A 14,350-nucleotide genomic window follows, 5' to 3' on the forward strand; every position below is an offset into this window, starting at 1 on the left:
CTCATGAGATCAACTTACCTTTCCGAAGCTCTTCCTGCAGGGCGCGCAGTCGGCTGTTGCGAACAGCCAATGTGGTGATAAACTGCTCCCAATGTTCTTCCTGCTTCAATTTTTTATAAATTTTGGACAGACGCTTCAACAGTTTCACTGCTGCTTTGTATCCGTCCCTGTTTTTGTGTCCGATATAACGATCCACTGCTTGATGGTAGAAAGGCAAAAGCAGTTCGGGTGCATCCTTTTCAATCGGCTGTAGCACCGCTACCCGGAATTCTAGCGGCTCTGTCTCCGTGCTCAGTTGAAAATCAATCCACCGCCGCCACTGTCCCCGGGAATGCATTGCTTCTTCATAAGCTGGCCGGGAATGAGGCAGCATGCTGACCAATGTGTCCCACATGCGGTGTTCTACATCAGGAAGATGATGAATGGCTGTGTCCCACAACTGCATGTAATCATTCAGAGGGGAGTTCCGTCGGTTCGCGAGCAGAGGTCCAAGCTGTACTAACCACTCGCCTAGCCGTTTCCAGTCTGAAGAATCTGCAAGCACATGAAGAAAATGCAGCAGATGCTCCGGCGGGATGCCATATGCCGAGCCTCCGCTAATCAATCGCTGCCAAGCCTGATCATCTTGTCCCAAATGGAAATACATCCAGCTCTGCGCCAATACCAGCGGCAAGGGCAGAGTGGCAGATTTAATCGGCGCATTGCGCCCATTTTCCGTTAGATTCGCTACGCTTAGCACGCTCTCACCAGGTTTGGCGGGTTTGGAAGCAGCAGTCAGTCCGTTCTCCATTTCCTGTAGAAACGCTAGCTCTGACTCTAGCGTTTTTCGGTTTTCCTGGAGATGAGGCACGATCCAGTTTAACCAAAGCTGTCGATACATCGGGGTGAAGAACATCATGCTGGATGTCTCGGATATCATCTGCGTACGCAGGTAAGATGAGGTTTCCTCAAGCCTTTTCCAAAGTTGTTCAAGCTTCGTGCCCTTCAGACCTGAGAGATCCAACGGACGGCTAAAGATCTGTTCCAGTCCTTTCTGGAGCGCATCCACGGCAAGTTGAGCAGGATAGCTCAGATACACCGGTGTATGTGTGATTGAATTGCGGCCAGGCACACAGAAGCGAATCAGGTGCAACTGAACATGCAGCTCAAATAACTGGTCCATGCCAGCGGATAGCTTAGGTTTAATGGAATAGAGCTCGTCCGCTGCGGCCTGCACATACGATGTACTTGGCGTGCCTATCCCGAGTCGTTTCAGGCATGCCCGAAACAGCTCATGCCATTCCGTGATTTCAAGTTCTGCAAGTTCCGTTGCACGTTCCTTGATCTGGCTATACTGGTTATCAGGGATGGTGAGATCCTCTTCGTGCGCTGCGTAATCCGAACGTCCTGAAGTCGCCATAGCAGCAGGTTTTGGAGCCTGTTTCAGTGCAGTACTGGAGTGAGCATTGACGATGCCATGTACGGGTCGCCCCAGTTGCTCCGCATAACTCATTAGAACGGCTATCATATGTTTGCAATGAGATCCTACCGGACAGGTGCAGTGACTGGTGTTCAACGATTGCAAGCTCAGGGTTACTTTATAATCATCGGAGCCCTGCACTTCAGCCAAAATTCCGTTTTGTTCAGTGAAGGTTAATGTTCCGACGCGTTTCTGTTTATAATATTGAAATCCGCGCATAATCGTCAGGTTGTTAAAATGTTCAGCGACCTGCCTGATCAGCTGTTGCCACTGCGCATCATCCATGTTCATGTCAATAGGTATGTTCATCATTCCATCTCCTGGGGAAATCATAGGTTCAGTAATCACCACGTCTTGACGTAATGGTGTACATTTCATGTATCCATCATATCAGTTATCATGTGCTCCGTGCATTGGTTCTGAGAACTTGGATGGGACTTTTTAATAGGTGAAACCCAAGAGTACCGATCTCTATTTTTTACCATAAACCATGCATAATAGGCTCGTCTTGTGTATGCTTATCGTATGTATTCCTTTCAGGAACGATGCAGGCCGGGATTCGGCTTAATTTTAAACAACAGGAGAGAGCATATGAAAATACTTACGTTAAATACGCACGCTTGGGCAGAAGAAGACCAACTGAACAAGATCATTCAGCTGGCTGATTTTATCAATACACACCAATTTGATGTGATCTCCATGCAAGAGGTTAATCAATCGATGCAAGAAGCAGCGCTGTCCGCGGAGGAACTGAAACATTACTTTGCCACGGAATCGGATGCTGTGATCAAAAAAGACAACTACGCCTACGTTCTGCTTACGCAACTGACCGAGACCTATTACTGGACATGGATTCCCGCCCATGTCGGTTTCCAAAAATACGATGAAGGGCTGGCAATCCTGAGCCGGACGCCGATTACAAAGGCTTTTGGAGAGTATGTATCCCACATGCGGGATTACGCTAACTACCGGACACGCAAAATTATAGGTGTTCAGACTGAAGTACAAGGCGAAGCCACCTGGTTTGTGAATGGACACTATAACTGGTGGGATGATGAACAAGAGCCTTTCAAGGGGCAGTGGGAACTGACTGAGAGCAAGCTCGCTCCATATATGGTCCAGCCGCTGTATATGATGGGAGATTTCAATAATGTCGCAGAAGTACGTGGGGAAGGCTACGATTATATGATGAGCAAGGGCTGGAATGACCTGTACACGACAGCTGTGCAAAAGGATGACGGTGCAACCGTGGTCAAAGCCATTGCCGGCTGGGCGGATAACAAACGCGATCTGCGTATTGATTATATTTTCTCGAATCGTCCGGTACAGGCGAAGTCTTCGATGGTAGTTCTCAACGGAAAGAACGGCCCTGTGGTCTCTGACCATTATGGCGTAGCTGTGGAAATTTAACAGTAGGTCAGCCTTGTACACAATTTTTTATCAAAATAAAACGAAAGCCTCCGCTCACTTCCTTATAAGGAAGTGAGCGGAGGCTTTTTATTTTTAAACCTTTGCTCCCCACGTTGTCGAAATAAGGCGATTTGTTCAGAATCGGTTCAGAGCCTCTCTATATAATGTGCATTATCGTACATGTCCATATTATTTAAGGAAGATCCTCGATTGGATTTTGCGTTGGAATGACACGAACTTACTTCATATTGGGGGAGCATTCTTTTGAAAAAAAATCATTTCATCAGCTCGATTCTCGCGGCGTCCTTGTTGACAACACCTTTGTGGACGACACAGGCTAACGCCGCAGTATCATTTACCGATATCGATAAATCCTATGCCAAAGATGCCATAGTAGAGTTGCAAAACGAAGGGATTGTCACTGGATTCAGTGATGGCCAATTTAATCCGTCCGGTATGATTACCAGACAGGATTTTGCCATCCTAGTTGCCAAAACGTTAAAACTGGATGTAACCAATAACGTCCCATCCAATCCGACATTTACAGATATTCCTGTGACTAGCTATGCCTATGCTTCTGTTGAAGCGGTATATCAAGCAGGTATATTTAAAGGCATGGGAAGCGGGGAATTCGGGAGCGGTAAGACATTATCCAGACAGGATATGGTCGTAACCCTGATGAGAGCAAAGGGAACAGACGTAACGGGCAAAGCTGCTTCCTTAACGTTCAAGGATAGCGCAACTATTTCGAAATATGCAAAAGATGCGGTTGGAGCGGCACTCGAAGCTGGATACATTATCGGTGATCAAAACAACATGTTTAAACCCGTGTTACAAGCCGATCGTCAAGCTGCGGCACTGACGGCTTCTCGATTGCTGCAAACGATAAAAGAAACTACAGGTCCGCAACCTGAACCAGTGCCTACGCCAACACCAACACCAGAGGTAACACCAACGCCCGTGCCTACTCCGGCTCCATCTACCAGTTCGAATAATAGCGGGTCCTCATCAGGTGGAAGTAGCGACAGCGGGAACATGAATCCATCTGTACCTGCGGATACAACAGCACCAACGGTGGATGTAAGCAAATTTAGCATTATCGATAATTACAGCGGAACCTGGGATCAAGTTCAGGGGGATTCTGGAGCAGTAAGTGAAGAAGGAGCCGTTGTAACTTTCTATAGTTGGACTGATGCGAATACGAATGGAGTCGTGGATGAAGGAGAGTTGGAAGAAGGAATTCCCCTTGCCAAAAGCAAATCGGATGGTTCACTTGCGCTTACCAAATTGAAAAATTTGACTCCAGGAGACTACACATTTGTGGTTACTGCCAAGGATTCAGCAGGTAATGAGTCTCCTAAAGATGCGGCGCATGTATTTACTTTTACACTTGTAAACGGAGAAATGCCAGTAGACGTGCCGACTATAGGTTCCAGTAAGTTTGGCTTCGACTCAAGCAACTCTAAAACAAAGTATCTTCAAGTTCAATATGGAAATAATCCATTTTCTCTAAACTACGATGTAGGGGAAGAATTTGTGGATGGCACCATCGAGTATTGGACCGATGCGTTCCAGTTTAGCATAGATGATTCTTACCAAATTGATGGTGAGAATTATACAATAGATAGCAGTCAGATCAGTAATGATGGTCATACGCTTAAGCTTAAAGTAAATGTAGAACCCGGCACACCTATTATTTTGCAATTGGGAAATAAGATGAATGAGACAAGAGGTCAATATGATTTAATCATTCGTGTAGATGCTGACGGCGAAGGATTAACCAAATCTGTATATGAAGAAACAGAGAAGCTATTCGTTAAATTTGACATCTTCGGATAATTTTAATTTACATGAGACGGACTACAACGATGTAGTCCGTTGTTTTGTCTTATCGTCAGACTGACAATACAATTATTTATTTGTAAGCGTAATCAAAAATCTGTAGCCACCGGGAAGCAGGTCAGTTATACTTGGTTTATTATTTGGCTATTCCAAAGATAAACGAGGATCATCAACGTTCACCAAAAAGGGATTTTCTCACAAAGGTTAAGCGCTATACCTATGTATTCCATCGGGAGAGGAATGTGGGCATTCAATGACAACGTATTTCAGTGAACCGCAGAGTATGTACTATCGATTCGGAGAAGATCAGGATCAGGTGCTGAAGGTGCTGGCAGAGAGGTATATAGGTGCCAACGCGCAGGCTGATTTTGTATATCGCGTATTTCAGAAGTCTGGTATTTTGCAAAATGAGAAGGGTCTGTATGATCTGAATTTGAGTAAACGTTTCCCTGATGCACAGAAAGGTCAGATTTCTTATGCCGCAGCGCTGGTATGGGGGGATGAAGATCGAAATCTGGATGTGCTGATCCGCTGTTATGGACCGGTTCGCTTCTATTTTAACGAGCAATTGGTATATCGCTCCACGGTCATGGATGAGATCAACCTGGACGCGACTGTGAAACTGGGAATCGACATTAAACCGGGATGGAATATGTTGTTGCTGGAGATGAAGTATACACCTGCGGGCTTTGGATGCCAGTTTGGCTCGGACGAGGGGAAAGTGCGTATTCTGAATGTGCTTGCTCCTTTCCAGGAGAGACAGGGACAGGCCGGATGGGTGTATTCCAAACCGATAAGTTCGGAGGAGAATCATCCGGAATGGAATCTGCTCGGGTCAGAAGAGGATCACAGACTAGATTGGCTGCCTGACGCGCAATGGTCAGAGGAGAAACAGACGCAACCATCCCTGGAGAGAATATACGGACATCTTCCAGGTCAGCAAGTCTATGCGTGGACACGGTTAATCAACAGGGATTCAAGTGATTGCCCGATCCGTTTGTCTGGTCAATCTTCCGGACCACTGAATATATGGCTGAACGGTGTATCGGCAGTGCAATTGAAGGAAGCAGGTCCATTCGAGGTGAACATACCCGGATCTTTTGGACGGAATGACCTGTTGATTCGCAGTGAATGTAGCGATACGGCTGAGTCATGGAATTTTGTAATAAATGCAACGGTGAATGGAGAGCAATTGGAACTGGAGCTTCCCCAGCGTGTGCACGGAGCTTCTGGAGAGCCGTGGCTATATCTAGGACCTTTTGAATCGGAGGACGTAGAACCTGATTTGCAGGATCTAATGCGTACTGATCGGGTGTTTAAAGGAAGTGTATTGAACGATAACCCAGAAGAAATGGGAAGCCAACATACACGGAAGGAACGCATATATTGGCGATTGGACAGACCGGATGCGTGGATACGCCCCTATTATGAAAATGCAATGCTCAGTAACAAATGGACCGTAGGCAGTGTAACCAACTATGGTCGCTGGGACTATCCTTTAGGTGTCACCGTATATGGTCTGTTGCAAACTGGACGTTATTTGCAGCGGCCCGACATTACGCGTTATGCGTCAGAACATGTGCAGGCGTGTACCCGTATGGATGAGTACTCATTATGGGATCGGGAGCAGTATGGTTTCCCAGCGGTTAACCAGCAGCTGGTTATGATGAAAATGCTGGATAACTGTGGCTCCTTTGGCTCAGCCATGCTGGAAGCCTATTCCGAATGTCAGGAGCCGACGTTTTTGCCGATTGCCGATCGAATTGCAGATTTTATGTTGACCCGGTTGGAGCGACAGGAGGACGGTGCATTTTACCGTGAGTGTATCGGTGAATTTGCCGAGAATACGATATGGGCAGATGACCTTTATATGAGCACTCCGTTTCTTGTGCGGTATGCCCGACTGACGGGAAATAATTCAGCACTGGATGAAGCTGCTAGACAATTTTTATTGTATCGGAAATATCTGTTCATGCCTGAATTCAAGATCATGTCCCACGTATACGATTTTAAATATGGACAGGCGACACAAATTCCGTGGGGACGGGGAAATGGTTGGACGCTTTTTTCGCTGTCTGAGGTATTGGAAGCTTTGCCGACAGAGCACCCGGAGCGCCCGACTTTAATTGCCTTCTTTAATGAATTATGTGAAGGATATGCAGCTCTGCAAGGAGAGGGTGGATTGTGGCATCAGGTATTGAATGATTCGGAAACATACCAGGAAGCCTCCTGTACAGCGATGTTTGCTTATGGTTTTGCACGGGGAGTACGTTTTGGTTGGTTATATCAACCTGAACGTTACATTGAAGCGGCTGAGCGGGCCTGGAACGGATTAACCCGTAAAGCGATTGATCGTCAGGGTAATGTACATGGTGTATGCAGTGGTTCGAGATATGCCTTTACTGCAGAATATTACAATAAGGACCTGCTCACGGTAACGAATGACAATCACGGTATTGGCATTATGATGCTGGCAGGAACCGAAGTGGCGAAGATGAAGAAACATCTGGCCCAGCCTAAGGTGTCATCAACTGCTGTGACGCAATCCTGAAAGTGTCAGTAAAACTACAGGATACCTTGATCGAAATCTCACATGATAGCTACTCTAACGTTTCATTGCAGACGGCTGGATGACCACTGGTGAGATGGAGCGAAGTAGAGTACGCGGCACGAGGAATGCAGTATATATGAATAACCACTGGGAGCGTCATTCCTGGTGGTTATTTAATCACTAAGAATATTGAAGACAATTGAATGGACATTTGTCCCAACCCCTTACTTTTTTGACAGGAAAGCTTACTTTTGTTTATGTCATGAGCAGCCATAGGCCGTTACAATAGTTTTTGTAAGCGATTCCATAAAAGCTAAAGGGGAGGAAATTCAATCATGTTGAATACCAAAAAGTGGGTAACCTTGTTCTGCCTATCCCTGTTAATGTTCGCTACAGCCTGTTCCGGAGGGTCATCAGGACCATCTGCTTCATCCAATGAAGGAGAAGAAGGGGGAACTTCCGGCAATATTGAACTTCGTATGACTTGGTGGGGATCACAGACTCGACACGATCTTACGACCAAAGTGATTAAGCTGTTTGAAGAAAAACACCCTGGCATTACCATCAAGCCGGAATATTCCGGTTGGGACGGATACTTTGACAAGCTGACCACACAGGTAGCCGGTTCAAATGCACCGGATATCATTCAGATGGATTACGCTTTTCTAACCGATTTTGCCCGGCGTGGTGCATTGCTTGACCTGACCCCATACGCAGAGAGCAAGGAGCTGCGCACCGAGGATCATGATAAGAGCATGCTCAAAGCCGGATCGATTGACGATAAATTATACGCCATTACATTGGGTGTAAATGCGCCAGGTGTCATCTATGATGCGACCGTATTCCAGGAGCTCGGGATCGAGGAGCCGCAGGAAAGCTGGACGTGGAAAGATTTTAGTGACGTAGCTGCCAAAATTGCAGCAGAGAAGGGTGACGGTTTCTACGGTTCGGCGGATGTATCGGGAACTACTAACATGTTTGAGGTATTTATCCGGCAAACAGGCAAGGGGCTATTTGATGGCGGGACGTTGACAGCAACCAGCGGGGAGCTTCAGCAATGGTTTGACATGTGGGGGGCGCTTCGTGAGAACGGAGGTGCTACCTCCGCAGAAGTGACAGCGTCCACTACGAATGCACTGGAGACACGCCCGATCTCACTTGGTACAGCTGCCATGGACTTTGCCTGGTCTAACCAATTGCTGACGTTCCAGCAGGTGAACAAAAACCAGGATCATAAGCTTGGGATACAAGTGCTTCCGCACGGTGTGGGTGAAAAGCAAATCGGTGAATACCTGAAAGCAGGCCAGTTCCTGTCCGGTTATGCCAAAACGAAACATCCGAAGGAAGTGGCAATGTTTATCGACTTCATGGTAAATGATCCCGAAGCTACCGCCATTCTCGGCTCGGAACGCGGAGTACCCGTCAATGCCAGTATCCGTGAGAAGATGCAGCCTACACTGCCAGAAGCGGAGCAAGTTATCTTCCAATTTATCGATGTGGTATCGAAAAACTCCAGTGAAATTGATCCGCCATACCCGCAAGGATTTTCCGAAGTGGATACCAGCTTCAAGAGTGCAAGCGAGCAGATTGCCTTTGGTCAAGACAACACACCGGATGTGATTGCCCAGTTCATTGAAGGGGCCAAGGCGACACTTGCATCAAGTCAATAACACTTGAACGGTTCCAGACTTCATATTCCGCGGGGAGGTTGCGAAGATGAGTACAACACAGGTCAGTCAAGCACGAACTGAGCGTGTGACAGCCCAGCGGGTGAAACGGAGATATGCCCATAATGGAGCAGCGCTTCTTTTCCTGGCCCCATGGCTGGTTGGTTTATTATTTCTGACACTTGGGCCGATGCTCGTTTCCTTATACATTTCGTTCACCGACTACAGTATCCTGGCCGCCCCTTCCTGGGTCGGTCTGGATAACTACACCACGATGTTTACATCGGATAAACTGTTTATCCAATCGCTCAAAGTCACATTTACGTATGTCGCCGTATCCGTACCGATCAAGCTGATCTTTGCCCTGCTGGTGGCGATGCTGTTGAACAAGGGCATTCGTGGGCTTGGCATTTACCGTACGGTGTATTACATCCCAACCCTGCTTGGGGGAAGTGTGGCGATTGCGATGCTGTGGCGCAAAATGCTGGGCGGTGACGGACTGCTCAATGGGGTGCTTGCCATGATCGGCATTAAGGCACCCGATTGGGTCGCCAACCCGAAATATGCCCTGTATTCGATCGTACTGCTGTCCGTATGGCAGTTCGGATCGTCGATGATTATTTTCCTGGCAGGATTGAAGCAGATTCCACCTGAGTATGACGAAGCTTCCGCCGTTGATGGAGCAGGCCCACTCCGGAGATTCTTTTATATCACACTGCCGATTCTGTCGCCGGTTATCTTTTTCAATCTCGTGATGCAGCTGATTACCTCCTTCCAGTCATTTACTCAGGCTTTTGTCATCAGTAACGGCAGCGGGGGGCCAGTCAATTCAACATTAATGTACTCTTTATACCTGTACAAAAAAGGGTTCTCGTTCTTCCAGATGGGTTATGCGTCCGCGATGGCCTGGGTGCTGGTGATTCTGATCGGTGTCTTTACATTGCTGGTATTCCGCAGCAGCAAGCTGTGGGTGCACTATGAGGATGGTGGAAAATCATGATTGGACAACGAAACTCTGCTGCGTGGGTAGTCGCCAAACATGTACTGATCTCGGTCATTGCCTTTGTCATGCTGTACCCGGTGCTCTGGATGCTGGGTAGTTCATTCAAACCGGGACATATGATTTTCACCGAGACCTGGTTCTGGCCGCAAGCATGGAATTGGCAAAATTACATCAATGGCTGGACGGGGATTCAGGGCAATCCCTTCTCCCGTTTTTTGACCAACTCGGTCGTCCTGTCGCTGGGCTCTGTGCTTGGCAATGTTATCTCTTGCTCGATGGCGGCGTATGCCTTTGCCAGATTGAATTTTCGGTTCAAAGCGATTTGCTTTGGCTTAATGCTGATGACGATCATGCTGCCACACCATGTGACGCTGATCCCTCAATATATTCTGTTTAACCATTTGGAATGGGTGAATACGTATCTGCCGCTGGTAGTGCCAAAATGGCTGGCGACCGATGCCTTCTTTATTTTCCTGATGGTCCAGTTCTTCCGGGGATTGCCCAAAGAGTTGGATGAAGCGGCGACGATTGATGGATGTGGTCCTGTAAGAATTTATACCAAAATTATCATCCCGCTGGCCTTTCCGGCGCTGGTGACGACGATGATCTTTACCTTTTTATGGACATGGGATGACTTCTTCAGCCAGTTGATCTATCTGAGTGATGTCAGCAAATATACGGTGCCGCTAGGCTTACGCCTGTTCCTCGATTCCAGTTCCCAATCCGATTGGGGACCGATGTTTGCGATGTCAGTGCTGTCACTGGTGCCTTGTTTTATCGTATTTATCGTGTGTCAAAAGTATTTCGTGGAAGGAATCGCGACCTCTGGGCTCAAAGGGTAATTCCAAGACGAAACGAGTTGATTCCTAATGCGGAAACGAAGATTATCTGTATTCCTAAATCATAAGCTGCAACAAAGCAAGCTCTCCACGTTGATGGTGACTTGCTTTATTGCGTTTAACCTGCTGCTCGTCTCGGTTATTGTCTGGCTGGCATACCAGTCGTTCTCTGCCGTCACGTTTACCGAGATCAGCAAAGCACGACTTGCTCTTCTGAATGAGAGTACACGCCGCGGGTTTGATTTTATTACAGGTGTGACAGGCACGGCTTATTCTTTGGCGAGCAACCGTGAGCTGTCGAGTCTGCTTGAAACGAAGGGAGCGGGAAGGCTGACACAGATCCACCAACGGCGTGAGGTGTCCAAAATATTGGATCATACGGTGGTAGTCAGTGAAGGTATTACCTCAGTGGAGCTGTATACGGATTCCTTCAACGGTGTCACTGTCACGATGGCCGACCGCATCTATTCAGTGGATACGATTGCCGGTGATTCATGGTTTGCTGCACTGGAGCATGCGGATGCGGCTTGGGTACCTCTGCGGGAAAACGAATCAGGCCAATCGCTAATCGGATACGCCCAGCGAATCTTTGACAGCCGGGGTGGTACGGTAGCCTACGTGCTCATCCGCCTGAGTCGCGCCGATATTGTACGCAGATTTGCGGATATGCCGATGGTGCTGGATGGACAGGTGCTGTTGGTGGATACCGCAGGCAACGTCGTCATGCAGATGGGCGATGACAATTTAGGGGTGAATTCTGCTGAGGATTCAAGCTTAATTCATGGAGCCTCAAAAATTTTTCCTTCTATTAATGTATCTGCTAATGCAGCTGCTGCTGGGGAAAGCGAACCAGTCGTTGATCGTGCATGGATTCAGGAGCATGTTGAACATGGGCAGGACGGATTTGAAGTGGTTTCCGGCAAGCCTGGTGGAGCGCAGCTGGTTCTGTATTCAAGACCTGCCATGCTTCAGTGGCGACTGGTACAGACCATCCCTGTTCACACCCTGTTATCTCCTGTGAGGCAGGCCGGATGGCAGGTCCTTGGAATAGCTGTGCTGGGATTACTATTTTCAGCGGTACTTGCGTATCTGTTCGTTTGGCGGATTGTTCGTCCTTTACGTCAGTTGATCAAGCGGATGAGGCAACTGGAGAAGGGGGATTTCAATACCCGGGTTCAGCTTTCGTTTACCGAAGAATATGCCCATTTGGCGTATGGATTCAACCATATGGCTTCACAGTTGACGGAGTTGATGGAGCAGGTCAAGGAAGAGAGCCGGGCGAAGCGTGAAGCACAGACCGGTTTACTGGAGGCGCAAATCAAACCGCATTTTTTGTACAACACACTTGACATGATCCACTGGCGTGCTCTCGATTATGAGGCCAAGGACATCAGCCGCATGATTGTTCAACTCAGCAAACTGCTGCGTATTGGATTGAGCGGTGGCAGATTATTCATCCGAGTACGGGATGAGTTGGAGCATGCTCGTTGTTACGTTAGCATTCAGTCGGAGCGGCTGCCGTTCTCTATTGATTATCAGGAACAGATTGATCCGAGAGTGCGAGGTTGTTACATTCCCAAAATCATTTTGCAGCCCTTTATTGAAAATGCGGTCATGCATGGGCAGCCGAAGGAAGGACAACTTCGTATACAGGTGGATATGCGGGAATCGGAGAGCAACGATCCACCACCCAAAGTCATCATTTGCATAAAGGATAACGGTCAGGGCTTGCCTGAGGGCTGGAAGCTGGAGGAGACGACTGGTATTGGTATACGAAATGTACATCAACGCATTCAATTGTATTGTGGTACTGGGTACGGCGTTGATATATGTGCAGGTGAATTAGGCGGAGTAGAAGTGACCATTACGTTGCCACGTATTGAGACGGAAGAACAATTAAACTTATGGCTGGGCGGTGAAAATGAATGAAAACCATTATGCTCGTAGACGATGACCCGCATATTGTAAAAGCACTGACCGACCATATTGATTGGCCATCCATTGGCCTCCACATTGCAGGAACAGCTTCCAATGGCGTGGACGCACTGGAGCTATTCCAACAGCTGCGCCCTGATCTTGTGATGACGGACGTCTATTTGCCAGGAATGACAGGACTTGAGGTCACGCAGGCGCTGCGGCGGGACCATCCCCATCTGCCGATCATCATTCTTAGCGGATATGACGAATTCGAGAATGCCCGGGCGGCCATGCGCTGGGGCGTGAATCATTTTTTGCTAAAGCCTGCGGAAGTGGAGGAGATTGAGTCCGTTCTGCGTGAGGTGCTACTGGAAGAGGATGTGCGTGAGCGGCGTGAGCAGCTGGAGCGGACGTATAAACAGGAGATTGGACGGGTGGTTCCTTATCTTCGCAAATTGTTTCTCCACGAGCTGTTAACCACACGCTACCGGGAAGAGGAGTTACCTGCGGAGCGTATGGATTATGTGGGCATTCGTATACCCTCTCAAGTGCGCGCCATCAGTCTACAGTTGTACCGGCCTGCATTTTTGACAAAGATGAAAGAGAGGGACTGGCAGCTATTAAGATATGGGGCAGCTGATATTATTCAGGAGACCGTCAAAGAGCAGACTTCGCAGATAAACGACTGCCAGGTGGAGATCGTGGATTACTCGGACCAGGTGTTAGTGCTGCTTCTATTTGACGAGAAGGACCCGCTAGAGCAATTTGAGTCCATTGTTGAACGGATGATTGATCAGATTTTTACGTATCTCAAAATCGAAATGAGCGCAGGTATTGGAACGTCCAAAGAGCACTTATGCGAAGTGATGGACTCCTATCTGGAGAGCAGAGAGGCGCTAGAGAAAGCAGAGTTTCAGGGCGGGAGCCGTGTATATCGATATGATTCATCAGATGCGTTAACCCCGAGCGCAACGGATTACTCGCAATTGCTGCGACAATGGAGTGAGTCATGGGCAGGTATGAGGACTGATCTGGCAGAGGAGATATGGGTTCACCTTCGCAATCTGCTGGAAGAAGGGGGTGGTACCAGTATTCAGGATGTGCAGGTTGTGGCTGTGAGCCTGTTCGACACGTTAATTCATAGTTGGAACCGGCATTATCCCATGCTGGCACCACCGCTCTCGATGAGCCACTCTTTGCGGGAAATTCAATCGAAATATGGGCTGCAGGATCTGATATGCTGGATGGATGGTATTATTCGAAACTGGATGGAACAGATACGTAAAGAAATGGGCGAGAAAAAAAGCAATAAACTAGTGGAGCAGGTAAAACAGTACGTCGAAATGCATTATGCTGAAGAGATTAGTTTTGAAGCCATTGCCAAGGGACTGTTTGTACACCCCAAATATTTGAGTCAGCTGTTCAAGAGGGTGACCGGAGAGAACTTTGTGAGTTATGTAAATGGGTATCGGATTCAACGTGCGCTGGAGCTATTACAGTCAGGGCATTACATGGTCTACGAGGTTAGTGAAATGACTGGGTTCCGCAACGCGACCTATTTCAGTCAGGTGTTCAAGATGCTTACGGGCAAGAGTCCGTCTGAGGTGGGGTAGAGCCATCAATAGGGTAAGCAAAATAAAATAGATTGGACGGATTACAACG

At 47.9% G+C, this 14,350-nt stretch carries 9 protein-coding genes; 8 read left to right on the plus strand and 1 reads right to left on the minus strand.

The window, feature by feature from the left end; genetic code table 11:
* Nucleotide 1: 1 nt before the first annotated feature.
* Nucleotides 2-1,771, minus strand: coding sequence for an SWIM zinc finger family protein (locus PTQ21_RS06525; RefSeq protein ID WP_063566441.1), 1,770 nt, complete (start codon nt 1,769-1,771; stop codon nt 2-4).
* Between the two features lie 279 nt (nt 1,772-2,050).
* Between PTQ21_RS06525 and PTQ21_RS06530 the strand changes: the two genes are divergently transcribed.
* The 8 genes from PTQ21_RS06530 (at nt 2,051) to PTQ21_RS06565 (ending at nt 14,301) form a co-directional block, all read left to right on the plus strand.
* Complete coding sequence (locus PTQ21_RS06530; RefSeq protein WP_274569217.1) at nt 2,051-2,869, plus strand: endonuclease/exonuclease/phosphatase family protein; 819 nt, start codon at nt 2,051-2,053, stop codon at nt 2,867-2,869.
* 264 nt (nt 2,870-3,133) lie between these two features.
* A complete protein-coding gene (locus PTQ21_RS06535; protein WP_063566439.1) occupies nt 3,134-4,708 on the plus strand; it encodes an S-layer homology domain-containing protein in 1,575 nt (524 codons plus the stop codon).
* Nucleotides 4,709-4,964: 256 nt separating this feature from the next.
* Nucleotides 4,965-7,262, plus strand: coding sequence for a glycoside hydrolase family 88/105 protein (locus PTQ21_RS06540; RefSeq protein WP_274569218.1), 2,298 nt, complete (start codon nt 4,965-4,967; stop codon nt 7,260-7,262).
* A gap of 335 nt (nt 7,263-7,597) precedes the next feature.
* The gene (locus PTQ21_RS06545; protein ID WP_063566437.1) at nt 7,598-8,932 is read left to right on the plus strand and encodes an ABC transporter substrate-binding protein; all 1,335 of its coding nucleotides are present in this window, start codon (nt 7,598-7,600) and stop codon (nt 8,930-8,932) included.
* A gap of 46 nt (nt 8,933-8,978) precedes the next feature.
* Complete coding sequence (locus PTQ21_RS06550) at nt 8,979-9,929, plus strand: carbohydrate ABC transporter permease (protein ID WP_274569220.1); 951 nt, start codon at nt 8,979-8,981, stop codon at nt 9,927-9,929.
* Nucleotides 9,926-10,774 carry a carbohydrate ABC transporter permease gene (locus tag PTQ21_RS06555; RefSeq protein ID WP_274569221.1) on the plus strand — a complete coding sequence of 283 codons (849 nt, stop codon included), beginning with the start codon at nt 9,926-9,928 and terminating at the stop codon, nt 10,772-10,774. The genes PTQ21_RS06550 and PTQ21_RS06555 overlap by 4 nt, the downstream gene beginning before the upstream one ends.
* A 27-nt stretch (nt 10,775-10,801) precedes the next feature.
* Complete coding sequence (locus PTQ21_RS06560) at nt 10,802-12,700, plus strand: cache domain-containing sensor histidine kinase (RefSeq protein ID WP_274569222.1); 1,899 nt, start codon at nt 10,802-10,804, stop codon at nt 12,698-12,700.
* Nucleotides 12,697-14,301: a response regulator gene (locus PTQ21_RS06565; protein ID WP_274569223.1), complete on the plus strand. Its 1,605-nt coding sequence runs from the start codon at nt 12,697-12,699 to the stop codon at nt 14,299-14,301. The genes PTQ21_RS06560 and PTQ21_RS06565 overlap by 4 nt, the downstream gene beginning before the upstream one ends.
* Nucleotides 14,302-14,350: the final 49 nt, after the last annotated feature.

Source organism: Paenibacillus marchantiae, assembly GCF_028771845.1.
Classification (GTDB): Bacteria; Bacillota; Bacilli; order Paenibacillales; family Paenibacillaceae; genus Paenibacillus; species Paenibacillus marchantiae.

Bases quoted from the DNA above. Each gene is read 5' to 3' on its own strand.
- PTQ21_RS06545 (WP_063566437.1), top strand. From the start codon at position 7,598: ATGTTGAATACCAAAAAGTGGGTAACCTTGTTCTGCCTATCCCTGTTA.
- PTQ21_RS06540 (WP_274569218.1), top strand. From the start codon at position 4,965: ATGACAACGTATTTCAGTGAACCGCAGAGTATGTACTATCGATTCGGA.
- PTQ21_RS06565 (WP_274569223.1), top strand. From the start codon at position 12,697: ATGAAAACCATTATGCTCGTAGACGATGACCCGCATATTGTAAAAGCA.
- PTQ21_RS06555 (WP_274569221.1), top strand. From the start codon at position 9,926: ATGATTGGACAACGAAACTCTGCTGCGTGGGTAGTCGCCAAACATGTA.
- PTQ21_RS06530 (WP_274569217.1), top strand. From the start codon at position 2,051: ATGAAAATACTTACGTTAAATACGCACGCTTGGGCAGAAGAAGACCAA.
- PTQ21_RS06525 (WP_063566441.1), bottom strand. From the start codon at position 1,771: ATGATGAACATACCTATTGACATGAACATGGATGATGCGCAGTGGCAA.
- PTQ21_RS06550 (WP_274569220.1), top strand. From the start codon at position 8,979: ATGAGTACAACACAGGTCAGTCAAGCACGAACTGAGCGTGTGACAGCC.
- PTQ21_RS06560 (WP_274569222.1), top strand. From the start codon at position 10,802: ATGCGGAAACGAAGATTATCTGTATTCCTAAATCATAAGCTGCAACAA.